Source organism: Actinomycetota bacterium (assembly GCA_040905475.1).
Taxonomy (GTDB): Bacteria; Actinomycetota; AC-67; order AC-67; family AC-67; genus DATFGK01.
Genome location: JBBDRM010000100.1, coordinates 69476 through 96156 on the forward strand (window position 1 = coordinate 69476; position 26681 = coordinate 96156).

General features: G+C 68.2%; 22 protein-coding genes and 1 pseudogene. 5 read left to right on the forward strand and 18 right to left on the reverse strand.

Annotated elements, in window-relative coordinates; translation table 11 throughout:
- Positions 1-119 precede the first annotated feature (119 nt).
- The 14 genes and pseudogenes from WEB06_11800 to WEB06_11865 form a co-directional block, all read right to left on the reverse strand.
- A complete protein-coding gene (locus tag WEB06_11800; protein ID MEX2556305.1) occupies positions 120-1826 on the reverse strand; it encodes a hypothetical protein in 1707 nt (568 codons plus the stop codon).
- 307 nt (positions 1827-2133) lie between these two features.
- Positions 2134-3321: an acyl-CoA dehydrogenase family protein gene (locus WEB06_11805; GenBank protein ID MEX2556306.1), complete on the reverse strand. Its 1188-nt coding sequence runs from the start codon at positions 3319-3321 to the stop codon at positions 2134-2136.
- A 2-nt stretch (positions 3322-3323) separates the two neighbouring features.
- A complete protein-coding gene (locus WEB06_11810; protein ID MEX2556307.1) occupies positions 3324-4484 on the reverse strand; it encodes a lipid-transfer protein in 1161 nt (386 codons plus the stop codon).
- Complete coding sequence (locus WEB06_11815; protein ID MEX2556308.1) at positions 4481-4900, reverse strand: MaoC family dehydratase; 420 nt, start codon at positions 4898-4900, stop codon at positions 4481-4483. Before WEB06_11815 ends, WEB06_11810 begins: the two co-directional genes overlap by 4 nt.
- Positions 4900-6024, reverse strand: coding sequence for an acyl-CoA dehydrogenase family protein (locus WEB06_11820; GenBank protein ID MEX2556309.1), 1125 nt, complete (start codon positions 6022-6024; stop codon positions 4900-4902). Before WEB06_11820 ends, WEB06_11815 begins: the two co-directional genes overlap by 1 nt.
- Positions 6025-6027: 3 nt before the next feature.
- Positions 6028-6987, reverse strand: coding sequence for a bifunctional MaoC family dehydratase N-terminal/OB-fold nucleic acid binding domain-containing protein (locus WEB06_11825; protein ID MEX2556310.1), 960 nt, complete (start codon positions 6985-6987; stop codon positions 6028-6030).
- Positions 6984-8165 (reverse strand): acyl-CoA dehydrogenase family protein, encoded by a 1182-nt coding sequence (locus tag WEB06_11830; GenBank protein MEX2556311.1) that lies wholly within the window; start codon positions 8163-8165, stop codon positions 6984-6986. Before WEB06_11830 ends, WEB06_11825 begins: the two co-directional genes overlap by 4 nt.
- A gap of 6 nt (positions 8166-8171) precedes the next feature.
- Entirely contained in the window at positions 8172-8951 is a 780-nt protein-coding gene (locus WEB06_11835; protein MEX2556312.1) for a glucose 1-dehydrogenase, read from the reverse strand.
- Between the two features lie 11 nt (positions 8952-8962).
- The gene (locus WEB06_11840) at positions 8963-10069 is read right to left on the reverse strand and encodes an acyl-CoA dehydrogenase family protein (GenBank protein MEX2556313.1); all 1107 of its coding nucleotides are present in this window, start codon (positions 10067-10069) and stop codon (positions 8963-8965) included.
- Positions 10070-10073: 4 nt separating this feature from the next.
- On the reverse strand, positions 10074-11228 hold the full coding sequence (locus WEB06_11845; GenBank protein ID MEX2556314.1) for a thiolase domain-containing protein: 1155 nt from the start codon (positions 11226-11228) through the stop codon (positions 10074-10076).
- 2 nt (positions 11229-11230) lie between these two features.
- Positions 11231-12292 carry a thiolase domain-containing protein gene (locus WEB06_11850; protein ID MEX2556315.1) on the reverse strand — a complete coding sequence of 354 codons (1062 nt, stop codon included), beginning with the start codon at positions 12290-12292 and terminating at the stop codon, positions 11231-11233.
- Positions 12285-13243: pseudogene (locus WEB06_11855) on the reverse strand (OB-fold domain-containing protein). Before WEB06_11855 ends, WEB06_11850 begins: the two are co-directional and overlap by 8 nt.
- Positions 13244-13246: 3 nt before the next feature.
- Complete coding sequence (locus tag WEB06_11860) at positions 13247-14800, reverse strand: acyl-CoA synthetase (protein MEX2556316.1); 1554 nt, start codon at positions 14798-14800, stop codon at positions 13247-13249.
- A gap of 75 nt (positions 14801-14875) precedes the next feature.
- Complete coding sequence (locus WEB06_11865; GenBank protein ID MEX2556317.1) at positions 14876-17284, reverse strand: FtsX-like permease family protein; 2409 nt, start codon at positions 17282-17284, stop codon at positions 14876-14878.
- Positions 17285-17424: 140 nt separating this feature from the next.
- On the opposite strand from WEB06_11865, the gene WEB06_11870 reads away from it, so the two are divergent.
- Together WEB06_11870 and WEB06_11875 are read left to right on the forward strand one after the other, a co-directional pair.
- Complete coding sequence (locus WEB06_11870) at positions 17425-18504, forward strand: Zn-dependent alcohol dehydrogenase (protein MEX2556318.1); 1080 nt, start codon at positions 17425-17427, stop codon at positions 18502-18504.
- Positions 18505-18508: 4 nt separating this feature from the next.
- Positions 18509-19345, forward strand: coding sequence for an SDR family oxidoreductase (locus WEB06_11875; GenBank protein MEX2556319.1), 837 nt, complete (start codon positions 18509-18511; stop codon positions 19343-19345).
- A 100-nt stretch (positions 19346-19445) separates the two neighbouring features.
- On the opposite strand, the gene WEB06_11880 is transcribed toward WEB06_11875, so the two are convergent.
- Both WEB06_11880 and WEB06_11885 read right to left on the reverse strand, forming a co-directional pair.
- The gene (locus tag WEB06_11880; GenBank protein ID MEX2556320.1) at positions 19446-20639 is read right to left on the reverse strand and encodes a cytochrome P450; all 1194 of its coding nucleotides are present in this window, start codon (positions 20637-20639) and stop codon (positions 19446-19448) included.
- Positions 20636-21835, reverse strand: a complete 1200-nt coding sequence (locus tag WEB06_11885) for a cytochrome P450 (protein ID MEX2556321.1) — start codon at positions 21833-21835, stop codon at positions 20636-20638. Before WEB06_11885 ends, WEB06_11880 begins: the two co-directional genes overlap by 4 nt.
- Before the next feature lie 168 nt (positions 21836-22003).
- Between WEB06_11885 and WEB06_11890 the strand changes: the two genes are divergently transcribed.
- Both WEB06_11890 and WEB06_11895 read left to right on the forward strand, forming a co-directional pair.
- Positions 22004-22801 (forward strand): crotonase/enoyl-CoA hydratase family protein, encoded by a 798-nt coding sequence (locus WEB06_11890; GenBank protein ID MEX2556322.1) that lies wholly within the window; start codon positions 22004-22006, stop codon positions 22799-22801.
- A complete protein-coding gene (locus tag WEB06_11895; protein MEX2556323.1) occupies positions 22801-23406 on the forward strand; it encodes a PaaI family thioesterase in 606 nt (201 codons plus the stop codon). The genes WEB06_11890 and WEB06_11895 overlap by 1 nt, the downstream gene beginning before the upstream one ends.
- A 21-nt stretch (positions 23407-23427) precedes the next feature.
- Here the strand turns inward: WEB06_11895 and WEB06_11900 are convergent, their stop codons facing one another.
- Both WEB06_11900 and WEB06_11905 read right to left on the reverse strand, forming a co-directional pair.
- Positions 23428-23886: a hypothetical protein gene (locus tag WEB06_11900; GenBank protein ID MEX2556324.1), complete on the reverse strand. Its 459-nt coding sequence runs from the start codon at positions 23884-23886 to the stop codon at positions 23428-23430.
- 15 nt (positions 23887-23901) lie between these two features.
- Complete coding sequence (locus WEB06_11905) at positions 23902-24156, reverse strand: class I SAM-dependent methyltransferase (protein ID MEX2556325.1); 255 nt, start codon at positions 24154-24156, stop codon at positions 23902-23904.
- 178 nt (positions 24157-24334) lie between these two features.
- On the opposite strand from WEB06_11905, the gene WEB06_11910 reads away from it, so the two are divergent.
- A complete protein-coding gene (locus WEB06_11910; GenBank protein ID MEX2556326.1) occupies positions 24335-26680 on the forward strand; it encodes a DUF6351 family protein in 2346 nt (781 codons plus the stop codon).
- The last annotated feature ends 1 nt before the right edge of the window (position 26681 follow it).

Below are 26681 nucleotides of genomic sequence, written 5' to 3' on the forward strand. Positions count from 1 at the left end.
CCCGGGGAAAGGCGGGCCGGCTCAACGGGCCGGCCCGCCGCACGTTCGCGGGCGTCGACCCTTGGAAGGCGGGAGCCCGGCCTATTCGGCCGGGCTCCGCGGCTTGCCAGGGCTTCGCGCTACGGCTTCGTGCGGCGCAGCGACCTGATGCTCACACCCGCGAGGCTGAGGAGGCTCAGGGCGCCCACGTAGAAGGCTCCGCTGGTCCCAACACCCGTCTCGGGGAGGAACTTGGCCTTGAGCACGACCAGCACCTTGAGCGGAGGCGAGTTGCCCACGACCGTGCTGCCGTCGCCCTCACCGTCGCAGTTGCCGAGCACCGCGGCGGCGGTCGCGATGTCTTCGATGATGCCACCGCCGCCCTGCGCGCGAAGGGTCACGGACACGGTCTTGCTTCCGCCCTTCGCGATCGGACCGATGTTGTCCCATACCACGGTCCCCGAATCGAGATTCGATCCCGCGGGAACCTGGTTGGCTGTCGGGCTCGTGCTGAGCACCTGGAACTTCGCGTCACCTTCGGTCGTGATCTTGTCGACGACCTTGACGACCGTCATGTCGCAGCCGAAGGGGTTGTCGACCTTGATCGACGTGGTGAACGCCTGGCCGACCGTGACGCCGTTCAGGTTCGAGGTCTTCGAGACCGGAATGCCGCAGTCGATGCCGCCCACCGGAACCTGCGCTGCGACCTCCATGTGACCGAAGCGGAGGTCCAGTGCCTCACCGTCGAGCACCTTGACGCGGACGACGTCCAGCGCCGCCGAGGCGCTGGTGCCGTTCGCCGCGACCGAAGGCTCGGTCGTGTCGTCGCCGCCGATCGCCCGCGGGTTCTCGCCGATGACGAGCTCGAGGACGCCGGGGATGATGATCGGGAGACCCTCGTCACCGAGGATGTCCTGGAACGTGATGATGTCGGTGATCTCCCCGTCCTGGATGATGCGCAGGATCGGCGTCGAGGGGCTTGCCTCGCCGGGACCGAAGTGGATGTGCGAGCTGCCGGGGATGCCCCCGGCCGTCGCGCGCAGGACCCACTCACCGAGGAAATCGAGCGTCAGTGCGCCGTCCGCCAATGTCACCGGAGCGATCGTCATCCGTACCTCGGACGAGAGACCGAACCTCAGACCGAGCGGGTTGCCGGCCGCGTTCTGCTGAACGTCGAGGAACGTGTGCGAGAACGACTGAGCGACCCGCCGGTCGGCCGGAAGCTCGGAGTTAACCGAGATCAGCGGCGCGTCCAGGTTGCCGTCGCCCTCGGGATCGGTCGTGCCCGTCTCGACAAGCTCGACGTTGGCCGCGTAGCCGAGGCCGTTGCTGAGGTCCTTGCCGAGCACGCAGGTGCTGGAGTTGCTCCAGTTCGCTTCCGCTGCGCCGCGGAGCAGCGAGGCGTACGCGATCGGCGAAGCGGGGAGGCCGAGAAGCTCGTCCATCGTCGAAGTGTTCGGCGGAGCAGCCGCTTCGGCGATCTGGATCTGGAGATCGTTCGCCGTGTCGTCGTCGACACCAAGCCCGAGCTCGAGGCCCGAGCCGCGGCCGGCCGTCTTCTTGGTCGGCTGCGCCGCGATCACGGTCCGGTCGAGGCCGGCTTCGTTCTTGATGGCGCTCGTCAACCCCTTCGAGTCGACGGCCGCGCCGGTCCAAGCCTCTTCCACGTTGGCGACGTTCACGCCGGTAGCGTGAAGCGCGTCTGCGTGGAGCACTTGACCGGTTGCGTAGCCGGAGAAATCCGCCTCATCGAACGGGACTGCCGATGCCGGGATCGCCACAACCGCGATAGCGAGTAGGGCGACCAGCAGGGCGGCTACCAACCGTCCGCTCCTGTGTACTGCCATCTGCTCCAACCTCCCTCGACGAACCAATCCGACCTTTGTTTCTACCCTCGCCGGAACCACACTAACTTCACTCAAGTTCCCAAAGCAGAGCCTTTCGCCGAAACCGCTCAGGACCCTGCTACTTACCTAATGCGAATGCATGAGGAAACTCTTACGCGACTGGTTTCCCCTCTTAACGACGTGACTCCTCTCAGTGGCCGTCAGGTTACCCGCTCTGGTTGCTTTTGAACCGGAACGTAACCATTGCGCGAACACGGTAGGTGATGGTAGGACTTCGCAGATTTGGCCTGGGACGAAAAACCCGTCCTTATCGGCGCAGCGACCCGAACGGGACGTCCTTGTCGGGTGCGGAATCACGCGGCAGACCAAGCACTCGCTCTCCGATGAGGTTGCGCTGGATCTCGTCGGTCCCCCCGCCCAGCCGGAATGCCGGCCATCCCAGAAACGCCCGTTGGACTCCTTCTTCTCCCATAACGCTTCCATCGGGCCCAAGGACACGCATACCCACCATCGCGGTCTGTCCAACGAGGTTCGCAAGGACGAGTTTCGCGATCGACCCTTCAGCGTCGGGGATCTGCCCGCGGCCGAGCTTCGAGAGGATCCGGGCGTTCAGCAGTGCAAGTATCCGACCCTGCGTGTAGACCCGGGCGAGCGCGTCCCGTGTTAGCGGATCGATCCCGTCCGGCGCCCGCTCCCGCGCCAGCTGCACGAGACGTTCGAAGGGGAACGTGTAGCCGCCGCTCGCACTGCCGATCGACATGCGTTCGTGCATGAGGGTAGTGATGGCGATCCGCCAGCCGTCGCCCGGCTCGCCCAGCCGGTCGGCGTGCGGCACGCGGACGTCGTTGAGGAAGACCTCGTTGAAGTGCGAGTTGCCGTCCATCTGCTTGAGGGGGCGAACCTCGACGCCGGGCGACGACATGTCGACGATCAGATAGACGAGGCCCTTGTGCTTCGGCACGTCGAAGTCGTGCCGCGCAAGGAGCAGGCCGTAGTGCGCCTCGTGAGCGAGCGAGGACCAAACCTTTTGACCGTTGACGACCCACTCGTCGCCGTCACGGACCGCTCGTGTCGACAGCGACGCGAGATCCGAGCCGGCACCGGGTTCGGAGAAGAGCTGGCACCAGATCTCGTCGCCGTTGAGCAGCGGCGGAAGGTACCGCGCTTTCTGCTCGGGCGAGCCGTGCGCGATGACGGTAGGCCCGGCCATCCCGAAGCCGACCACGTTGAACGGGATCGTCGCACCGATGCGAGCCTTCTCCTCGCCCCAGATGGTGGATTCGAGTGGGCCGAAGCCGCGCCCCCCGAACTCCGCCGGCCACGAGGGCGCACCCCATCCGGCTTGCGCAAGGCGGTGCTGCCATGCGCGCGACCGTGCCGGGTTCGGCACGCCGGTGTCGGGATGCTCGGCGTTGAACGCCGGCCAATTCTCCTCCAGCCAGGCGCGCGCCTCGGCGCGTACCGCTGCGAGATGCTCGGGCTCGTCGAAGCGCATCATCACTCCCTCGATAGAACGATCCCGCTCGTCGGCACGCCGACGCCGGCGGTGACGAGCACGTTGGACACGTCGGGCACTTGATTGGCCGCGGCGCCGCGGATCTGCCGAACGCCCTCGGCGACGCCGTTCATGCCGTGGATGTATCCCTCCCCCAGCTGGCCGCCGTTGGTGTTGATCGGAAGCCTGCCGCCCGGGCCGATGCCCGTGTCACGCACGAAGTCCTTCGACTCACCCGGGCCGCAGAAGCCGAACTCCTCGAGCTGCAAGAGCACGAACGGCGTGAAGGGGTCGTAGATGACCGCTGTCTGGATGTCGGCCGGCGTGAGGCCCGACTGCCGCCAGAGCTGCCGCGAGACGGCGGCTACCTCGGGGAGGTGGGTCAGGTCGTCGCGGTAATAGGACGTCATCTCCTCCTGGCCCGCGCCGGAGCCCTGCGCGGCTGCTCGGATGATCGCCGGGGTCTGGCGGAGGTCTTTCGCGCGCTCGGCGCTCGTGACGACCACGGCCACGCCGCCGTCGGATTCCTGACAGCAGTCGAGCAGGCGGAGCGGCTCGACGATCCAGCGGCTGGACTGATGATCCTCCAAGGTGATCGGCTTCCCGTGGAACCAGGCGTCCGGGTTCGTTGCCGCGAACGCGCGATGCGCGACGGCGACGCGCCCGAGGTCCTCGCTCGTCGCGCCGTAGGTGTGCATGTATCGCTGCGCGAACATCGCGACCCAGCTTGCCGGCGTCGTGAGGCCGAACGGCGTGTACCAGCTGTAGTGGATGAGCTCGGCCGTCGGCTTGTCGTGGATGCTCAAACCGAATCGGCGCCAGGAGCGGCCGTTCAGTGCCCGGTACGCGATCACGACTTCGGCCGAGCCGGTCGCGACGGCCATCGCCGCCTGGTGGATAACGGCGCATGCTGCTCCGCCGCCGTAATGGATCCGGCTGTAGAAGCTCAGGTCGCCGCACCCGAGGTTCCGGGCGAGCTCGATCTCTTCGTTCGAGTCCATCGTGAACGTGCAGAACCCGTCGACGTCGGCGGGGCTGAGCCCGGCGTCGGCGAGCGCGGCGGAGGCCGCCTCGACGGCGAGGCGCATCTCGGTGCGGCCGGACTCCTTGGAGAACTCGGTCTGGCCGATCCCGGCGATCGCGGCGCGTCCGGCGAGGCTCATGCGCGGTCCTTGCCCGCCAGCGTGAGCCGGACGGTTCCGGAGACATGCTCCCCGAGGCCGGTCGTGCCGCGGATCGAGACCTCGACGTCGTCCCCTTCGACGAGCGTGACATGGCCGGCGAGGCGCATCACGTCGCCGGGGTAGTTCGGGGAGCCGAGCCGGATGGCGACCTTGCGCAGGATGGCCTCGGGTCCGGCCCAGTCCGTGACGAAGCGTCCGACCAATCCGTTGGTCGTCAGGATGTTCATGAAGATGTCGCCGGCCCCGCGCTGCCGCGCCAGCGCGGCGTCGTGGTGGACGTCCTGGAAGTCTCGCGACGCGAGCGCGCCCGCCACGATGAGGGTCGCGGTGATCGGGATCTCGCTCGCGGGAAGCTCGTCGCCGACCGTCACGTCGCTCGGGCTGAGCGTGCGCATCACCGCTCCCCTCCCGAAGCCATCCCGGCACCGAGCCGCGCGAGCTGCCGGCCGGCGCCGCCGAGCATCAGCTCGACATGTTTCGCGCCGAGCGTGTAGCGATGCAACGGGTACTCCATGTCGACGCCGATCCCGCCGTGAAGGTGCTGCGCGGCGGCGAGCACGCGGTGTCCGCCGTCGGCCGCCCAGAACTTGGCGATCGCGACCTCATCCGTCGCCGGCAGCCCCTCGTCGAGGCGCCACGCGGCTTGCCACATCGTCCACCGCATCGCCTCCACGTCGATGTAGGCGTCGGCGGCCCGCTGCTGGACCGCTTGGAACTTCGCGAGCGGCCGCCCGAACTGCTCGCGGCCGGACAGGTACTCGGCCGTCATGTGCAGCGCGCGCTCGGCCATGCCGACCTGAAGCGCGCAGAGGCCGGTGAGCGCCGCGTCGTGGAGCCACCCGAGAGCGGCGGGGTCGGTTCCCGGCTCGACCAGGACGTCGTCCTCGGGCACCGAGGCGCCGTCGAGGGTGAGCATCGACAGGATCTCGCCGCTGGTTGCGGACTGCCGCTCGAGGGTCAGTCCCCCCGAGCGCGGGTCGAGCAGGAAGATCCCGACGCCGCCGTTCGACCGCGCGGGGACGAGGACCCGCTCGGCGAGATGTGCGGCGGGCACAGCGATCTTCGCGCCTTCGAGTCGCCACGCGTCGCCCTCCCAGGTCGCGGTCGTCGCCGGCCGTAGCGGGTCATCTGAGTCGGGCTCGGCGAGTGCGGCGGTTAGGACGGCGTCCCCGGAGACAACACGCGGCAGCAGCGAGGATCGAAGCGACGGCGACCCGTAGCGGGTGATCGTTCGCGCGCCGAGGACGAGGGCGGGCCACAGCGGCACGGACGCCGCCGCCGCGCCGGCTTGCTCGAGCAGAAGGCAGACCTCGGTGAGGCCGCCGCCGATCCCGCCGTGGTCTTCGGAGATGCCGACGCCGAGGAGGTTCGCGCGGGCGAGCTCGGCCCAAAGTGATCGGTCGAAGCGATCGGGATCGGCCTCGACCTGCTTCAGCCGGTCGGTCGTCGTGTGCGCGCCGAGGATCTGACGCGCGAGGTCCCGCAGCGCCTCCTGGTCCTCGCTGAAACCCAGATCCACGGCTCAGCTCCTTTGCTTGAAGACCGGCAACGTGACCGCGTCGTCGATGGTGAGGAAGTCCAGCTCGACCGGCATGCCGATGCGCACCTCGCCGGGCTCTACCCCGACGATGCTCGTGACGATCCGCGTCCCTTCCTCCAGGGCCACGAGCGCGACGACGTAGGGCATCTCGAACCCCGGCACCGGCGGATGGTGCACCACGACGTACGAGAAGACCTCTCCTCGGCCGCTCGCCCGGACCGCATCCCATTCGAACGAGCCGCAGGCGCCGCACATCGTCCGCGGCGGATGCCGGAGGGTATTGCACGCGGAGCAGCGCTGGATCAGGAGCTCCCGTCGCGCCGTGCCGTCCCAGAAGAACCGGGTGTCCTGGTTCATCGCCGGCCGCGGGCGCCGCCCGGTTCGCGGCGGGACGGCCGCGGCCTCCGGCCGGAACTTCAGGTAGCGCTGCATCATGCGCCCGACGACTTCGCCGGTCGCGTCGCAGCAGGTCGTCAGCGTCGTGAAGAAGTGGCCGGGCCCAAGACCGGTGCGCTTCTCCTCCGAGACCGACTCGATGATCGTGGTCGACGTGATGAGGTCGCCCGGCCGCAGGTAGCGGAGGTACTCCTGCTCGCAGTTCGTCGCCACGATCGAGGTGAATCCGGCCTCGTCCAGAGCCGCGATCAGCTCCGCCTGCGCGTTGTCGGGCGACGGCGGAGGCTTGAGACCTTTCATCGTCCAAACCTGCAGCATCGTCGGAGGCGCGACGATGCTGCCGTGGACCGACCATTTCGCGAACGTGGGATCGGTGTAGGAAGGATTGGCGTCACCGAGCGCCTCGCACCAATGGCGGATCATCGACTCGTTCACCGGGTCCGGCGAGGTGAACTGCGGCCCGGCCCGCCGCCCGACGAAGGACCGCAGCCGCTCGACGAGATCCTCGCGCTCGGACTCGGTGCGGCGGTCCGCGGTCTTGCTCACCGGCCGCTCCTCGGCATCCCGAGCCCGGCGGTCGCGATGATGTCGCGCTGGACCTCGTTGACGCCGCCGCCGAACGTAACGACGTATGCCCAGCGGTACATGATCTCGACGCGGCCGCCCAGCACCGCGCCCGGAGAACCGTGACGGATCTCGCCCGCTTCGCCCAGGACCTCCATGAGGCTGCGATAGACCTCGACGAACAGCTCTGTGCCGTAGACCTTGACGACCGACGCGTCGGCCGCGTTAAGGATCCCTTTCGTCAGCTCCCAGGCGAGACGCCAGTTCAGCAGCTTCAAGGCCTCGAGCCGAGCGCGCGTTCGGGCGAGCGTCATCTGCACCCAGGGGCGGTCGATGATGCGGCCGCCGTCGGACGCGGTGGTCTGGGCCGCCCACGCGAGCACGTCGTCGAGGAGCTGCTCGGCCTTGCCCGAGCATGCCAGCGCGACGCGCTCGTGGTTGAGCTGCGTGGTGATGAGCCCCCACCCCTCGTTCTCGCCGCCGACGATCGCGTCGGCCGTGGCGCGCACGTCCTCGAAATAGACGGCGTTCGTCCGCCCGTAGTCGATGGTCTCGATCGGGGTCATCTTCACTCCGTCGTGTGACGTCGGGACGATGAAGATCGTGAGGCCCTTGTGCTTCGGAGCCTCTGTGTCGGTGCGCGCGGCGAGCCATATGTAGTCCGAGTCGTGCGCGCCCGTCGTGAAGATCTTCTGGCCGTTGATCACGTAGCCGGTGCCGTCCTTGACCGCGCGGGTACGGAGCGACGCAAGGTCGGTTCCCGCGCCCGGCTCCGTGTAGCCGATCGCGAAATGCATCTCACCGCGAAGGATCGGCCGGAGGAAGCGCTGCTTCTGCTCCTCGGTGCCGTACTGGATCAGCGTGGGGCCGACGGTGTTTAGGGTTACGAACGGGAACGGCATGTCGGCGCGGCGGCACTCGTCGATGAAGAGCTGGTGCTCGATGAACGAGCGACCTTGCCCTCCGTACTCCTTCGGCCATCCGAGGCCGAGCCAGCCGTCCTCCCCCATCTGCCGGACGACGCGGCGGTAGGCGGGCCCCATCTGCTCGCCGGCGCGCGGGCCCAGCTCCGCGCGAAGCTCCGGCGTCAGGACCTTCGCGAAGTACGCACGGAGCTCGTCGCGCAGCGCGATCTGCTCGTCGGAATAGGCGACGCGCACGTCCGGCTACCCAAATCGGGGCACGTGTCCGCCCCACCCCACGAAGGACGTCGCGCCGCCGTCGACGACGAACTCGGCGCCGGTGCAGTAAGAGCTTTCGTCGGACGCGAGGAACAAGACCATGTTCACGATGTCGTCGGGGACCCCTGCGCGACGGAGCGGGATACCCGACTCGAACAGCTTGTCGACGTCGATGTCTTGCAGGCCCTGCGCGCGGGTCATCGGCGTATCGATGAAGCCCGGGTGGACGGAATTGACGCGGATCTTGTGCCGGCCGAGCTCCACCGCGGCGGACTTGCTCATCCCGCGGACGGCGAACTTGCTGGCCGTGTATGCGGTGAGACGCGGAAGGCCGCGCAATCCCTCGACCGAGGAGATGTTGATGATCGAGCCGCCGCCGGCGCGCTTCATGGCCGGCACGGCCGCCTTCATGCCGAGGAACACGCCGACCTGGTTCACGTTGATGATCTGCATGTAGTCCTCGAGGGTCGAGTCCTCGAGCTTGCCGAACTTGAGGATGCCGGCGTTGTTGAGCAGGACGTCGAGGCGGCCGAACGACTGCTCGGCGTCCTTGACGGCCGAAACCCAGTCGTCCTCCTTCGTAACGTCGAGATGGGTGTAGATCGCGGCGTTGCCCAGCTCCTGGGCGAGCGCCTTGCCCTCGTCGTCGAGGATGTCCCCGAGCGCGACCCGGGCACCCTCGGCGACGAACCGGCGAGCAGCGGTGGCGCCCTGGCCACGCGAGCCACCGGAGATCAGCGCGACCTTGCCGTCGAGCCGTCCCACAGCTTGTCCTTTCAGATCCCGAGCCGGGTTGCCAGCAGCTCCCGATGGTAGACGGGGTCGCCGAACAGCAGTTCGGAGGACTTCGCACGCTTGAAGTACAGATGCGCGTCGTGCTCCCAGGTGAATCCGATGCCGCCGTGGACCTGGATGTTCTCCGAGGCGGCGAAGAAGTAGGCGTCCGAGGCGACCGCCTTGGCGAGCGGCGCGCTCAGACGGAGCTCGTCGTCATCCTTGGCCGCGACCCACATCGCGTAGTAGGCGGCGGTCTTCGCCGACTCGATCTGGAGGAGCATGTCGGCGCACTTGTGCTTGATCGCCTGGAATTGGCCGATGGGGCGACCGAACTGAACCCGGTTCTTCGCGTAGTCGACGGCCATGTCGAGGCAGCGCTGCGCGCCGCCGACGATCTCGGCCGCGATGCAGACGGAGATGTGGTCGAGCAGCTTGTCGAGCGACGCGGGGATGTCCCCAAGCGCGGTTCCGCGCACGTTCTGGAGCTCCAGGCTGGCCTGCTTCCGGGTCTGGTCGAGTGTCGGCAGCGCCTCGCGGGTCAGCCCGCCCGCGTCGCCGGGGACGACGAACAGGCCGACGCCCTCGGGCGCCCTGGCGGCGACGATCAGCAGGGAAGCGATCCCGCCGTCGACCACGAAGCGTTTCGTGCCGTTCAGGATCCAGTCGGAGCCTTCTTTGCGCGCGGTCGAGGAGACGCCGGTCGCGTCCCAACGGCCGTTGGGCTCGGCGAACGCGAGCGCGGCGATCGTCTCGCCGGACGCGATACCGGGCAGCAACTCCTTGCGTTGCGCGTCGGAGCCGAGATCGAGGATCGCGTTGCCGGCCAGGCACACGCTCGACAGGAACGGCGCGGCGAGCAGCGACCGGCCCATCTCCTCGAGCACGATCCCGAGCTCGACGAACGAGAAGCCCTGTCCCCCGTACTCCTCGGGGATGTGGAGGCCCTGCAGGCCGAGCTCGGCGGCCATCTGCTTCCAGACAGACTCGTCGTAACCGCCGGGCGTCTCCATGAGGCGGCGGACTTCGGTCGTCGGCGACTTGTCCTCGAGGAAGCGCCGCATCGTTCGGCGAAGCTCTTCCTGCTCGTCGGTGAAGGTGAAATTCATATGGTTACGGCCTTTCGCTCGAGACCATCCACATCGCGAAGAACTGCGAGCCACCACCGTACGCGTGACCGAGGGCGAGGCGCGCGCCGTCCACCTGATGCTCGCCGGCCTGGCCGCGGACCTGCATCGCAGCTTCGGCGAAGCGGAGCATGCCGGACGCGCCGATCGGGTTCGACGAGAGCACGCCGCCGGACGGGTTGATCGGCAGGTCGCCGTCCAGAGCGGTCACGCCCTTGTCGGTGAGCTGCCACCCGGTCCCTTCATCGGCGAAGCCGAGGTTCTCGAGCCACATCGGTTCGAACCACGAGAACGGAACGTAGACCTCGGCGAGGTCGATCTGGCCGCGAGGGTCGGTGATCCCGGCCTGCGCGTAGACGTCGGCGGCGCAATCCCGGCCGGCGCGCGGGTTGACCTCGTCTCGCCCGGCCATCCCGAGCGGCTCGCTGCGCACGGCCGTCCCGCGCACCCAGGCCGCCGGGTTCTTGCCGGTGGCCGCGTACCGCTCGCTGGTGAGCACCATCGCGCATGCGCCGTCCGAGGACGGGCAGCACTCGAGGAAGCGGATCGGATCCCATAGCATCGGCGACTCGGCGACCTTCTCGAACGAGATGTCGGGGATCCGGAGGTGCGCGTAGGGGTTGCGCATGCCGTTCACGCGGTCCTTGACGGCGACCTCGATCCCGATGTGGTCGGGGGCCTTCGCACGGCGGATGTACTCGCGGATGTGCGGCGCGAAGTAGCCGCCGGCTCCGGCGACGAGCGTCGGCTGGAACGGGATCTTCGGCGCGAGGGCCCACATCGCGTTGGACTCGGACTGCTTCTCGAACGCGACCGTGAGGACCCGCTCGTAGAGACCCGACGCGACGTGGTGCGCGGCAACGACCGCGGTCGACCCGCCGACGCTGCCGGCCGTGTGGACGCGGAGCAGCGGCTTTCCGACGGCGCCGAGCGCGTCGGCCAGGTAGAGCTCGGGCATCATGACGCCCTCGAACATGTCCGGCGCCTTTCCGACGACGACCGCGTCGATGTCGGACCAGCCCATGTTGGCGTCGTCGAGCGCGCGGGTGGCAGCCTCGCGCACGAGCCCGGCGATCGAAAGGTCCTCGCGCGCGGTGTCGTGCTTCGTCTGGCCGATCCCGACGATCGCGGTGCGCTCCATCGCTACTCGCCCTCCAGGACGCAGATCAGATTTTGCTGCAGGCACGGGCCGGAGGTCGCGTGAGCGAGCGCGCGGTTCGCTTCGCCGTTCGAGATCCGCGTCGCCGCCTCGCCGATCCGGATCAGCCCGGCGGCCATGATCGGGTTCGCCGCGAGCGCGCCGCCGGAGGGGTTGATCTTGGTTCCGTTCGGCTTCGCGAGCCCGAGCGCGTCGCGCAGGATCAGCTCTTGGTGGGTGAACGGCGCGTAGAGCTCGGCGACGTCGATCTCTCCTTCGAGCGCGCCGGCCACCTCCGCGGCCTTGCGGGTCGAGGGGGAGCGGGTCAGGTCGCGCACGCCCGGATAATGCGGCTCGATGCGGTGGTCGATGCCGCGGATCCACGCGGGTCGATTCGAGACCTTCCGCGCCAGGTCCCCCGCGGCGAGCACGACCGCCGCGGCTCCGTCTGAGATCGGCGCGCAGTCGTGTTTGCGGAGCGGCGACACGATGTAGGGATCGGCCAGGATCTGCTCGGCGTCGAAGTCGCCGGTCACTTGCGCGTTCGGGTTGGCCTTCGCGTCGCGGCGGCTACGCGCGGCCACCTCGGCCATCTCTCGCTCGGTGTGGTCGGTCGACTCGAGCAGCGCGCGGGCCTGCAGCGCGGCGAGCGAGATCGCGTCGGGCCAGAGCGGCGCGAGGTAGTACGGGTCGAGCTGTCGGGTCAACACGTCGCGCACCTGCCCCGGGGAGGACTTTCCGAAGCCGTAGACGAGCGCGGAGTCGATCACGCCTTCTTGCAATAGCACCCACGCCTCGTACAGCGCCCACGCGCCGTCGGCCTCCACGTGTGACTCGCGGACGGGCGGCCAGGCGCCGATCGCCTCGAGGCCGTACACGAACGCGAACGGCTGACCGGCGAGGTAGTCGGCCGAGCCCGAGCACGTGAAGCCGATCTCCTTCGATGGGATCCCCGAGTCGGCGACGGCTTTCTGGATCACCGGCATCAAGATCTCGACCTCGTTCTGGACGGCGTTGTTCCGCACGCTCGTCGATTGCGCGAAGGACACCACGGCGACGTCACGCATCGGCGCGCATCCTCTTCAGCACGTCGTCGATCGGCGCGTCGGGCTCTCCGGTCGGGCGCCAGTAGCGGATCGAGTCCCCCGTCGGTCCCCGTTCGGCGTCGGGCACCCAGACCGCCTCGACGCGCATCCCCATGCGGACGTCGGCCGCCTGGACCTCCTGCAGCAAGGCCGTCAGCGGGATGTCGGCGCCGTCGAGCAGGATGGCGGCGGTCGTGTAGGGGATCTCGACGGTCGAGCCGGCGAACGGCACGTTGACGACGCAGAAGGTCGTGACGGTCCCGACGTGCGGGAGCTCCACGACTTCGGTCATCGGGATGCCGTCGCGCGGGCACGCCCCGCTGCCGCCGCCCACGTACACCTTGTGGCAGCGCTCGCAGCGCTCGCCGAGGATGCGGCCCTCCGCGAGGCCGTTCAAGAATCGCGACCGCGCGACGCCGGGGGTGTAGTTGTACTCGAGCCGGATCGGCGTCTGGATGATCTCGACCGGATCGGACATCACGCCTCCGGCTCGAAGCATTCGATGTCGAGGATGTGGCCGGTGCGCTCCTCGCGCCAGCGCGGTTTCACGCGCATCCCGGTCGTCATCTTCGTCTCGTCGCCGGCGTCCACCGCGTGCAACAGCGCCGTGTCGGCGCCGTCGAGGCGGATCAGCGCCCACGCGAACGCCTTCTGCAACGGATTGTTGGGGCGCGGCTCGGCGATCCAGGCCCACGTCGTCACGACGCCGGACGGGCCGACCGCCACGAACTCACTGAGCTCGGCGGCGGTCTGCGGGTCGTACTCGACCGGCGGGACGATCACGCGGCCGTCGCTCCCGCGGATGCCCTCGAGCTTCTTGTCGCGCAGGCCGGTCAGGAACCGACCGATCACCCGGCCGACGCTTCGCTTGTACGGATACTCGAGGACGTGGAGCGCCGTGAGGACCTTGGTGTCGCCCGCCCCCGCTCTCATGGCTCAGATCGCCCGTTCGCGTCCGGCCCAGTACGGGTCGCGCAGCTTGCGCTTGTAGAGCTTGCCGTTGGGATCGCGCGGAATCTCGGCGATGAAGTCGATCGTGCGCGGGATCTTGTACTTCGCGAGACGGTCGGAGAGGAACGCGGTCAGCTCTTGCTCGAGCGCCGGGCCCGGCTCGATGCCGGCCGACGGCTCGACGACGGCCTTGACCTCCTCGCCCCAGTCGTCGTGCGGGATGCCGAACACGGCGGCATCGCCGACCTTGGGGTGCTGGTGCAGCGTTCCCTCGATCTCGGCGGGATAGATGTTGACGCCGCCCGAGATGATCATGTCGATCTTGCGGTCCATCAGGAACAGGTAGCCGTCCTCGTCGAGGTAGCCGATGTCCCCGACGGTGAAGAAGCCCTCATTCCAGGTCTTGTCGGTCTTCGCCTTGTCCTTGTGGTACTCGAAGGTGTAGTCGCCCATCTTCATCCACACGGTGCCTGGCGTCCCCGCCGGGACGGGCTTGTTGTCGTCGTCGAGCACCGAGACCTGCGAGATCGGCCACGGCTTCCCGACCGTGCCGGGCTTCTTCAGCCACTCCTCCGGCGTGACGAGCGTGCCGCCGCCCTCGGTGGCGGCGTAGTACTCGTAGATCACCGGGCCCCACCAGTCGAGCATCCTGCGCTTGGTCTCGATCGGGCACGGCGCGGCCGAGTGGATCATGTAGCGCAGCGAGCCGAGATCGCGGGTGTCCTTCGCGTCGTTCGGGAGCGCGAGCAGACGGTGGAACTGCGTGGGAACCATGTGCGAGCTCGTCACCTTGTAACGCTCGATGCGCTCGAGCGTGCCCTCGGGGGTCCACTTGTCCATCAGCACGACGTTGTGACCCATGTGCAGGGAGCTCGACGCGAAACGCAGCACGGCCGTGTGGTACAGCGGCGAGACGACGAGGTGGGTGTTGTTGTCTTTCGGCTGGATGCCGAACAGCATCAGGAACAAGCCGTTCAGCTCGGCGTTGGTGTCGGGGTCGAAAGGGCTCCCCGGACGGCGAACGCCCTTTGGGCTGCCGGTCGTTCCGGCGGTGTAGTTCATGATGTCGCCGGTCGCCCGGTCCTCGGGCATGGCGTCCGGCCGGCCGGCCTTCACGTCGGCGTAAGGACGAAAGCCTTCGATGTCTCCGGCGACCGCGAAGCGCGCGTCCGTCGGGAAGCTCGCCTCCTCGGCCGCGGCGTGCGCGGCGTCGGCGTATCGCGCTTCGGAGATGAAGGCTTTGGCCTCGGAGTCCTCGAGGATGTACGCGATCTCCGGCGCCGTGAGGTGGTAGTTGATCGGCACGAGGTACCAGCCCGCCTGCATGACGGCGAGGTAGGCCTCGACCGCGGCGATCGAGTTCGGGAGCAGGATCGCGACGGTGTCGCCCTTGTTCAGGCCGAGCGCACGCAGCCCGTGAACGAGGCGGTTCGTCTCGGCGAGCAGCTCGCCGGCCGTGACCTCGACCCCCTCGGGATCGACGAGCGCCAAGCGCGAAGGATCGGCCTGCGCGAGGTTCCAGAACCCGAGTTCGCCCACGTCGGCGAAATTAGAACACGTTCTCGTTATTGGGCGCAACCTGCCCGGCAGCCAGGGCACGAGCCCCGCGCCACGTCATTCCGTCCGGAGGATCACGGCCGGTTGGAGGCGTGCCGCCGTGCGGCCGGGGATCGCCGCCATCAGGTTCGCGAGGAGGATCGCCGCCGGAGCGATGAGCAGGACGACGATCACCGGTACCACCGCGCGCGGCACCACGCTGATCTGGGCGGCGAGCAGATGCCACGTCCAGCGTCCGAGCGCGATCCCGCCGGGCACCGCTGGGCAGATCGACGCGACCGTCAGCACCGTCGCCTGCCAGGCGACGGTCGCGCGGAGTTGCCGCCCCTCGAACCCGAGGGTCTTGAGGATCGCAAGGTCCCGGCTCCGGCGCCGCACGCCGCTCGCCATCGTGTGCGCGAGGGTGGCAGCGGCGACGACCGCGAGGATCGACCCGAGGACGAGCGGGAGGCTGCGGACACGACCGAAGCTGACGACGTCCGCCGGGGTCTCGCTGGGTCCTTCGCCAAACTCTTCCGCCGTCCGTCCGAAGAGGGGGGCCAGGGAGCTGATCACCTCCTCACGGTCGGCCCCGGGGGCGAACCGGATCATCGCGTCGCTCACGAGGCCGGTCAGGTCGATGCCGGGAGGAGCCAGCCGGAACGCTCCGTCCAGGGTCAACAACGCGCCCTCGCCCGGCTCGGCGTTCACGAATCCGAATGGTGGGATCACCGTCTGTCCGACGATCGTGTAGGCGGCGGGCTGAGCTTCGCCGATGGGGATGCGAACCCTGATCGTGTCTCCTATCCGGGCGTGAACGCGTCGCGCGGTCTTGGAAGTGAGCGCGATCTCGTTCGGGTTGCCGGGCTCGCGGCCGTCCACGATCGGCGGCCCGGCGGCGCCGCGCACCGGTTCGATGCCGAGCGCGAAGACCTGCCGGCCGCCGACCTCGAGCGGGATATCGGTTCCGATCGTCACGTCGGTGACGCCGGGATTGGCGAGGAACCCGGCCGTGTTGTCCCGGAGGTCGGGCCCGTCGCCGTAGTGGGTAAGGAACGCGTCCCAGCCCACGCCGTACAGGGGCGGGGAGGCGATCAGGTGGTTGAGGCTCGCGCCGAACGTCACCGTCGCGATGAGCACCGCGAGGCCGAACGCGGCACCGACGACCGACGACCGAACGGGGACGGCCGTGCCTCCGCGCCCCATCTCGAACGCGAGGCGCGCTCCGGCGACGCCGGAGGCGGGCATGGACGCGCGGGCGAAGAATGCCGCGACGCGCGAAGGGCGGAGCGCGAAGCTTTCCCGCAACGAAGACGCCGAACGCATCCGGGCCGACCTCCACGCGGGATACGCCGTCAGCAGGACGGTCACGAGGAGCAGGCCGGCGGCGCCGAGGCCGACGACCGAGACGTCGAACGCGAGGCCGGGAGAGGGCTCCGCGAAGCGCGCGTCCCCGACGGGAGTCAGCGGCGATAGCGCGAACGCGACGAGGACGGCGAGCGCGGCCGACGCGATCCCGACGATCCCGGCCCGAAGGACCCCGATCGACGCGAGCCATCCGCGTCCGAAACCCAACGCCGAAAGCGTCGGGAAATCTCCCGAGCCGAGGAACGTCTGCCGTGCGAGCGCTTGTCCGCCGATGAGGATCGTCGCGATGCCTCCGAACAGCGCGAGGAACCAGAGGCCGGTGGCCTGGAAACGGAACGAGCGTTGCGTGCCGAAGCCGAGCTCCTCGGCCGTGGTCGGGAAGAGCGGCAGCTCGGGCGCGAGCTGGTCGAGGGCGGCGCGAAACGCGGGAACGTCCGCGGCGCCGTTCTTCAGCTTGAGGAACAGCGTTCCGCGCTCCGGCGCCCCGTCCCCCGAGGAGAGCCTGTTCCCGTAGACGCGGAACAGCGCGGGCGTCAGGTGGATCGAGGGGTAGAGCCCAACGTATTGGGGAGGGAAGTCGCCGGGCCCGGCGACGATCCCCACGACCTTCAACATCGCATTGGGCAGTCCCTCTGCCGCCAGGTCGTCGTCGAACTCGTCCTCGACGAGCGGGAATTCGCTTCCGACTTTCAGATCCAGGACGCGCGCGATCCCGATGCCGACCACGACTTCCTCCACTCGCGAGGAGTCGTACATGCGCCCCTCGATGATCTTGAAGCGGTTGATCGTCCGGCCGAGCCGATCGTCCACGGACGCCACGGCAGCGTGGTCGCGCTCGAGGAATATGACCAGCGACCCGCGGGCGTACGCGGAGACCTGGGGCAAGCGGATGATCTCGTCGAGGGGGACGTCGATCCCGAAGCTCCCGTCGTCGAGGATGATGAGATCCGCGGCGGTCTGCGCCTCCAAGAACCGGTCGTGCGCGCTGTCGGTTCGTCGCGCGCCGGCGGCGGCCGCGATCACGATCCCTCCGGCGAGTCCGAGCAGCAGCACGATCCCGGTAAGCGCCTTCCAGCGAGCACGAAGCTCGGCTCGTAGCCACATCAGCACCGCGCTCACGCGCCGAACATACCGCCACCGTGGTCTCGGCTCGATGCAGCCCGCCACCGTGTCCACGGGGGTGCCAGCACGGCGGTTGAGCCCGCGAGGGAGAACGTGTTCTAATTCTTGTCCAACCAGTCCGAGCACGGAGGTCGACGATGCGAGCAGCTATCCTTCCTGGTCTCAACGAGAAGCTCGAGGTACGCGACGACGTGAGCGTCGTCGGGCCGGGCCCCGGCGAGGTCCACATCCGGATCGTCGCCAGCGGCGTCTGCCACTCCGATATCTCGGCGCAGAACGGGACGCTGCCGTCGCCGATGCCCGGCGTGCTGGGGCACGAGGGTGCCGGCGAGATCCTCGCCGTCGGCGACGGCGTGACGACCCTTGCTCCCGGCGATCACGTGATCGTGTCCTGGGTCCCGCCGTGCGGATGGTGCCGCTTGTGCCTCGAGGGACAGCCCAACCTCTGCCAGACGTATCTGTTCGATGCGCTCACGGCGCAGCGGTTCACGATGGGCGACACACCGATCGGCGCGATGGCCGGGACCGGCACGTTCGCCGAGGAACTCGTCGTCCCGCAGGTCGCAGCGATCAAGATCCCCGACGACGTGCCGCTCGACGTGGCCTCGCTGGTGGGGTGCGGGGTGATGACGGGCGTCGGCGCCGCGCTTAACACCGCCAAAGTAAGGCCCGGCTCGTCCGTGGTCATCTTCGGCTGCGGTGGCGTGGGAGTGAGTGCGATCCAAGGCGCGCGCATCGCCGGCGCGGCGGAGATCGTGGCGGTGGACCTCCTTGACCACAAGCTCGAGTCCGCGAAGAAGTTCGGCGCGACGCACGCGGTGAAGCCGGGCGATCTCGCGGCGTTGTCCGCCGACCTGACCGGCGGGCTCGGCTTCGACTACGCGTTCGAGGTGATCGGGCTCCCCGACACGATCCGCAGCGCGTGGGATGCAACCCGGCGCGGCGGGACGACGGTCGTCGTCGGAGCCGGCCGGGCCGAGGCGATGGTGTCGTTCAGCGCGTTCGAACTGTTCTATTTCGAGAAGAAGCTGCTCGGCTGCTTCTACGGCTCGGCGGACGTCCGCACGGACTTCCACCGGATGTTGCGGCTGTGGCGGGCCGGAAAGCTCGACCTCGAGGGCATGATCACGCGACGGATCGACCTGTCGGAGATCAACGACGCGTTCGACGCCTGCAAGAACGGCGACGTGATCCGCACGGTCATCGAGTTCAAGTAACCGCGTGTCGACGGTCGTCGTCACCGGATCCGCCTCCGGGATCGGTGCCGCCTGCGCCGCGCGCCTCGCGAGCGAAGGCCATGAGATCATCGGCGTCGACATGCGCGACGCGGATGTGATCGCGGATCTGTCGACCGTGGACGGCCGCCGCTCGGCGATCGACGCTTGCGGTTCGGCGCCTGGAGGGTCGATCGCGGGCCTGGTGACGTGCGCCGGCCTTGCGGGGATGCCCGACCGGCCGGGGTCGCTGCTGACGGCGGTGAACTACTTCGGCACCGTCGAGCTGCTGGAAGGGTTGCGGCCGCTGCTCGGCGGCGGAGCGGCGGTCGCGATCAGCTCCAACTCGACGACCGTGCAGCCCGGTGTGCCGATGGACGTCGTCGAGGCATGCCTTTCCGGGGACGTCGAGCGCGCGGCCGCAGCGGCCGACGCGACGCCCGGCGGATCGATCGCGACCTACCCCGCCACCAAGATGGCGGTCGCCCGTTGGGTACGGCGGCAGGCGCCGCGGAAGGCGTGGATCGGAGCCGGGATCCGGCTCAACGCGGTCGCGCCGGGGTTGATCACGACTCCGATGACCGACGAGCTTCGCTCCGATCCCCTCCTCGGCCCGGCGCTCGACCTGTTCCCCGTGCCGATGGGCCGGCCCGGCACGCCCGAGGAGGTCGCAGCGGTCGTATCGTTCTTACTCGGACCCGACGCGAGCTTGCTGGCCGGCTCGATCGTGTTCGCCGACGGGGGCTCGGACGCGAAGATCCGCGCCGACGACTGGCCGGCTCCATGGGTCGTGGACGATCCAGCCGCCGCGTGGTTCGGCGATCGGGAAGAGCCGGACGACTAAGCCCTGGGGTCGGGTACCTCTTTCCCGAAGCGTCAGACACGTCAGACACGTCAGACACTTCGGGAAGAAGGTCCTGACCCCTGCCGAGCTCAGACCGCGGCTAAAGGCGCTCGGGGGTGAACTTCACCGGCAGGTGCTTCAGGCCGTTGATGAAGTTGGAGCGCAGACGTGAGGGCGGGCCCGTCATGGCCATATCGGGCAGCCGCGCGAGCAGCTCCTCGAACATGATCTTGATCTCGAGCTCCGCCAGCGAGAAGCCCAGGCAGAAGTGCGCTCCGCCGCCGCCGAACGTCACGTGCTCGCACTCGGGCCTGCCGACGTCGAAGCGGTGCGGGTTCTCGAACACCTCGTCGTCGCGGTTCGCGGAGATGTACCAGAGGATCACCTTGTCGCCGGCCTTGATCTCCTGGCCGCGCATCTCGAAATCGCGCGTCGCCGTGCGGCGGAAGTGCATGACCGGCGTGGCCATGCGCAACATCTCGTTGATGGCGGTCGGGAGCAACGACTGGTCGTCGAGGAGCCGGTCGCGCTGCTCCGGGTTCTCCATCAGGAAGTGCATGCCGTGCGAGATCAGGTTGCGTGTCGTCTCGTTCCCGGCGACCGCGAGCAGCAGGAAGAACACGTCGAACTCGAGCTGGTTGAGCTTCTCGCCCTCGACCTCCGCCTCGAGCAGGAGGCTCAGCAGGTCGTCGCGACGCTCCTCGCGACGCTCCGCAGCCAGCTTGTCCCAGTAAGCGAACATCTCGGACGCGGCGTTGGTCGCGATCTCCATCGAGCCGCCGTACTCGGGGTCCGCCCCCATCGCGATCATCGTGTTCGACCAGTCGAAGATCTTGCGATGGTCTTCAGGCGGCACCCCGATCATCTCGGAGATGACGGCGAGCGGCAGCTCGGCGGCCACGTCGACGACGAAGTCGCACTCCCCTTTCGTCGCGACCGAGTCGACGATCTGCCGGGCGATGTCTCGGATGTGCGGCTCGAGCTTGGCGATCATCTTGGGGTGGAAGCCGTGGCTCACGAGCTGACGCAGCCGCGTGTGTTGCGGCGGATCCATGTTGACCATCATCAGATCGGCGCCGCCTTGCGGGTCCTCGATATTGGTTCCGTGCGCGGAGGAGAACGCCTCGTGATGCCGGGACGCGTCCACGACGTCGGCGTGCTTCACCAGGTTCCAGAAGCCCGTCCCGTACGGCTGCGGGTTGAACGAAACCGGCGCGTTCTCGCGCAGCCAGTCGAAGACGTGATGCGGGACGCTCGGGACGAAGAGATCGAGATCGTCGAGGTCGACGTTCATCCGCGCTCTGGGGTGAACTTCACCGGCATGTGCTTGATGCCGTTCACGAAGTTCGACGCGAGGCGCTGCACCGGGCCGGCGAGCGCCATGTCGGGCAAACGGGCGAGCAGCTCCTCGAACATGATCTTGATCTCGACCTCGGCCAGCGAGAAGCCGAGACAGAAGTGCGCACCGCCCCCGCCGAACGTCACGTGCTCGCCGGGATTGCGGCCGACGTCGAAGCGGTGCGGGTCGGGGAACGCCTCCGGGTCGCGGTTCGCCGCCACGTACCAGAGCAGGATCTTGTCGCCGGCGCGCATCTCCTGGCCGCCGACGGCGATGTCGCGTGTGATCGAGCGCCGGAAATGCATCACGGGCGAGATCATGCGGAGCATCTCGTTGATCGCGCTCGGCAGGAGCGTCGGCTCTTCGAGCAGGCGATCGCGCTGCTCGGGGTTCTCCATCAGCAGCTGCATGCCGCCGGAGATCAGGTTGCGGGTCGTCTCGTTGCCGGCGACCGCGAGCAGCAGCAAGAAGATGTTGAACTCCATGTCGTCCAAACGGTCGCCGTCAATCTCGGCGTTGATGAGGATCGTCGTGAGGTCTTCCTTCGGGTCGGCGCGGCGCTTCGCGGCGATCTCACCCCAGTATTGCCACATCTCCATCGCGGCGGCCGTTGCGTCCTCGATCGAGCCGCCGTACTCGGCGTCGCTGCCGGCACCGCCCGCGATCAACCGGTTCGACCAGTCGAAGATTTTGGCGTGATCCTCTCGGGGAACACCGATCATCTCGGCGATCACGGCGAGGGGAAGCTGGGCGGAGACCTCGGTGACGAAGTCGCACTCCCCCTTCGCGGCCACCCCGTCGACGATGCGGCGGGCGATGTCGCGGATGTGCGGCTCCATCGCGTTGATGGTTTTGGGGTGGAAGCCTTTACTCACCAGCGACCGGATCCGCGTGTGCTTCGGCGGGTCCATGTTGACCATGGCCAGCTCCCAGCCGCCGTGGGCGTCCTCGATGTTGACGCCGCGGGCGGACGAGAAGATCTCGTGGTGGCGCGACGCGTAGACGACGTCGGCGTGGCGAACGAGGTTCCAGAAGCCATCGCCGTCGGGGAGCGGGTTGAACGAGACGGCCGCGTTCTCGCGTAGCCAGTCGAAGACGTGGTGGGGAACGCTCGGGACGAAAAGCTCGTGATTGCTCAGGTCGACGTCCACGCAGGTACCCCCTTGGGAGCCATCCAAGAGTAGAACACGTTCTCATTTCGGGTGCAAGGCGTTCGCGTTCGGCCAGGCGAACGGCCAGGTTGCCCCCCAGAAATAGAATGTGTTCTACTTTTCGTCCCAGCGGGATCCCCACCCGCCCGAGCCCGAAAGGACGCCGGAGTGAGCGAGCAACCCCACCTCCTCGTCGAGCGCGAGGGGCACGTTCTGACCTTGACGATGAACCGGCCGGAGTCCCGGAACGCCCTCTCCTCCGAGATGGTCGTCCGGCTGGCCGACGCCTGGGAGGAGATCAACTCCGACGACGCGGTCCGGGTCGCGATCCTGACCGGCGCGGGGGGGCACTTCTCGGCCGGCGCCGATCTGAAGGCGATGGCCGGCGGGTACGGGGAGAACGAGTGGACCGTTCGCGCGAAGGCGGACCCGGAGATGCCGTGGAAGGCGTTGCTCCGGAGCGTGCGGTTGCGCAAGCCGCTGATCGCTGCGGTCGAGGGATACGCGGTGGCCGGCGGCACCGAGATGCTCCAGGCGACCGACATCCGCGTTGCCGGCGAGAGCGCGAAGTTCGGCCTCGCCGAGGTGAAGCGCGGCTTGTTCCCGATCGGCGGTTCGACGGTGCGGCTGCGTCGTCAGATCCCATACGCGATCGCGGCCGAGATCCTGCTGACCGGCGAGCTGCTCACAGCGCAGCGCGCGCTCGAGGTCGGACTGATCGGTCACGTCGTCCCCGACGGGCAGGCGCTCACCAAAGCGCGCGAGATCGCCGGCGTGATCGCGTCGAACGGCCCGCTGTCGGTTCAAGCGATCAAGCGCTCGCTGCAGGAGACGGAAGGCTTGCCGGAGCAAGAAGCGCTGAAGATCGAGCTCGAGATCGGGCTGCCGATCTTCATGACCGAGGACGCGCGCGAGGGCCCCAAGGCGTTCGCCGAGAAGCGCAAGCCGAACTTCCAGGGACGCTAGTGCCCCGCGAGCGGCTCGCCGATGCGCTTCGCCGTCTGATCGAGCACGCGGTCGTCTCGGACGTCCCCGATGAAGCGGTCGCCGAGATCGCCGACCAGCTCGAACGCATCGACGAGCGGCTGAGCGCCTATCCGCACAGCCGGTTCCGTCCGCGCGAGCTCCCCGACTTCAACGATCTGCAGGCGACGTTCCGCGGCGACCCGATCATGGGCGAGCACAACCCGCTCGCGCCGCCGGTGATGGTGGAGCGGGACGGAGAGACGATCCGAGGGAAGGTGAACCTCGGCCCCGCGTACGAGGGACCGCCGGGCTACGTGCACGGCGCGATCATCGCCGGGATCTTCGACATGCTGCTGGGCATGGCGAACATCGCGAGCGGGAACCCCGCGATGACCGGCACCCTCAAGATCAAGTACTTGCGTCCGACACCGCTGCACACCGACCTCGCGTTCGAGACGCGAACCGACCGCGTGGACGGCCGGAAGATCCACACCAAGGGGACACTCCACGTGGACGGCGAGCCGACCGCCGAGGCCGAGGCGGTCTTCGTGCGGATCCGCATGGAGCATGCGCTGAAGTACTTGAAGCAGTTCGAGAGCGAGTAAAACCCTGCCCAGAAGGGCAAGCTATGCCCGTCCGTACACTGGCCGCAAACGGCGGATGTGCGTTCGCTCGCGGGCTACCAGCTCCGCGGGGTCGAGGGCAACCCGCATGAGTTCCTCAGATCGCGCGGCCAGTTCCTCGACACGCCGGGTCGCCTCGTCTGCCGACTCAGCATCTCTGGCGAATCTATCGATGGATCCCCTGAGGGCCGTGCGCATCTCTTCGACAGATCCGTAGTAGGTCGGCGATTCGAACACGCCCTCGTCTTCCACAATGAATAGACCACGCTGCGTTACCTCTGTCAGTGAATCATCCGCCTGTTGAAAGTCCGTACACCACTGGCGGACCGACAGCTCGCCGACCGGAACGATCCTTCCACCTCGATGGATCTCGACAGGCATCGACTCGGATACAGGATGGATGTCGAACAGCCTGCCGGTAGGCTTCAAGAGGCGGTGGATCTCCTCAAGGGCATGAACCATGCCCCCGTATTCCATTCAACACAAGGCCCAGGACAAGATCACGATGTCGAAGGCAGCCGGTGGGCTGGTGGACGCGAAGTCTTCGAACCCAACGTGGTGAAACTCGACGCGGCCCTGAAGGTGCGCCGGCAGATGCTCACTCGCCGATGAGATCTGCTCGGCGGCAGGATCGATGGCCGTGACGTGTCCGGCCTTGTCCGCAAAGGTCCACGTGAAGCGGCCGTCGCCGCAACCGATCTCCAGCACGTGCTGACCTTCGAGATCTGCCATGCCGGAAAGAGCGCGGCTTCCGTTTGCTTCAGGGTCTATCCGTATCGCCACTACGCTCCTTCCCGCGCATACTGAACTGAATCTACCCCCCAAAATGCGATGGGGCTCGACCGGGCCGGACGGCATGGAACACGGTGCAGGGGAAGGCCCCGGCCGCGTGGAATCTGTTCTGAGTTTGATGAAGGAATCGAACAAGAACACAGGTTCCCGTCTCCGCGTCGCGGCGGCGGGGGTTCTGGCGACCCTGCTGGCTCTCCCTCCCAGCTACGGCGGAGCGGCCTCTGATCAGCAGCTCAGGATCCGGGTGCTGTCCAACCGCGCTGACCTCATCAGCGGCGGCGACGCGCTCGTCGAGGTCATGATGCCCGCCGGGTCGAGTGCCGCCCAGCTGCGCATGGACGAGGACGGCCGCGATGTGCGGCAGGCGTTCGCCGCCCGGAAGGACGGCCGGATCACCGGGATGATCACCGGCTTGTCGCTCGGCGACAACGTGGTGACCGCGCGGCTCTCCGACGGCCGCGCCGCTCAGATCACGATCAAGAACCATCCGATCGGTGGGCCCGTGTTCGCCGGGCCGCAAGTGCAGCCGTGGGTGTGCCAGGCCGGCGCCCTCGACAAGCAGTGCAACGCGCCGACCACGTACGACTTCCTCTACGCGCCCGCCGTCATCAGCGGCGGAGGCGCGAACGTCCCCGGCGTCGGCGGCGTGGGAGGGTTCCGCCCGTACGATCCGGCGAATCCCCCGTCGTCGTCGCAGATCGCCACTACGACGACCGACAACGGCGTGACCGTCCCGTACATCATCCGCGTCGAGACCGGCTATATGGACCGCGACCAGTACGCGATCGCGGCGCTTTACGACCCGGCTCAGCCGTGGACGCCCTGGTCGCCGCAACCGCAGTGGAACCGCAAACTGCTCATCACGCACGGAGCAAGCTGCGGCATCGACCATCAGACCGGCACCGCACCGAGCGTGACCGACGACGCCGGGCTGTCGCGCGGCTTCATCGTGATGTCGACGGCGCTGGACAACGCCGGACACAACTGCGCGCTGATAACCCAGGCGGAGTCGCTGATCATGGCCAAGGAGCACCTCATCGAGGCCTACGGCGAGATCCGCTATACGATCGGGACCGGATGCTCGGGCGGTTCGCTCGTCCAGTATCAGGTCGCGAACGCGTACCCCGGCCTGTACCAGGGGATCCTGCCGCAGTGCAGCTTCCCAGACGCCTGGTCGACCGCCCAGCAGCTCGTCGACTACCACCTGATCCGTGAGTACGTGGAGCACCCGGACCGATGGGCTCCGGGTGTGGTGTGGGATCCGGTCACGATCGGGCTCGTCGAGGGGCATCCGAACCACGTGAACTCGATCGTTCTCGACGAGCTGTACTTCACCGCGACCGGCGATCCGGACAACCCGTGTGCCGGCGTATCGGACGCCGAGCGCTACGACGCTCAGACCAACCCGAAGGGTGTCCGTTGCACGCTGGCCGACGTGATGGTCAACGTGTTCGGTCGCCGTCCGCAGGACGGGTTCGCCGGCAGGCCGCTCGACAACATCGGCGTGCAATACGGGCTCAGCGCGCTGATGTCGGGACTGATCACGCCGGCGCAGTTCGCCGACCTGAACGCCAAGGTCGGCGGCGCCGACATCGACGCCGAGCCGACGGCGGAGCGCATCGCGGCCGACCGCCCGGCGCTCGCGAACGCGTACCGGAGCGGCGCGATCAACACCGCCAGCAACCTGGATCAGACCGCGATCATCGACCTGCGCGGCCCGGACCCCGGCGCCTTCCACGACTCATACCGCGCGTGGGCGGTGCGTGCGCGGCTCGAGCGTGAACACGGGACCCACGCCAACCAGGTCATCTGGGGAGGCGCCGCGCCGATCATCGGGGACGTCAACTACACGACGTTCGGGCTGGTGGCGATGGATCGCTGGCTCGCCGCGATCGAGAAGGACCACCGCGATCTGCCCCTCGCTCAGAAGATCATCGAGGACAAGCCCGCCGACATCCACGATCAGTGCAGCGACGGGATCGGCCACGTGATCCCCGTCGAGGAGGCGTGCCCGTTGATCGTCCCCATCTACTCGACGCCGCGTGTCGTAGCCGGAGAGTCGATCGCGACCGACAACAACAAATGCACGCTCAAGCCGCTGCGTCGCAGCGACTACACGCCGGTCCAGTTCTCCGACGCGCAGTGGGCGCAGATCGAGCAGACGTTCCCCACGGGCGTCTGCGACTGGAGCAAGCCCGGCGTCGATGAGCAGGACACGATCCCGTGGCAGACCTATCACGATCGGGTCGGTGGGCGGGGGCTCGGAGTCGCGCCGGCCTCGCGCCCGCTCGGCGCTTCCGCGTCGGCGGGGTCGCCGCGGGTGTTGTCGGGCCAGATCCCGGCCGATGAGCTCCCGGCGACCGGACTCGTGGGCGTCCGGCTCGCCGGCTTCGTCGCGCTCGGGATCGCGATCGCGGTTGCCGCGATGATGCGACCCGTTCGCGGGCGTCGTAGCCGCCCCTAAC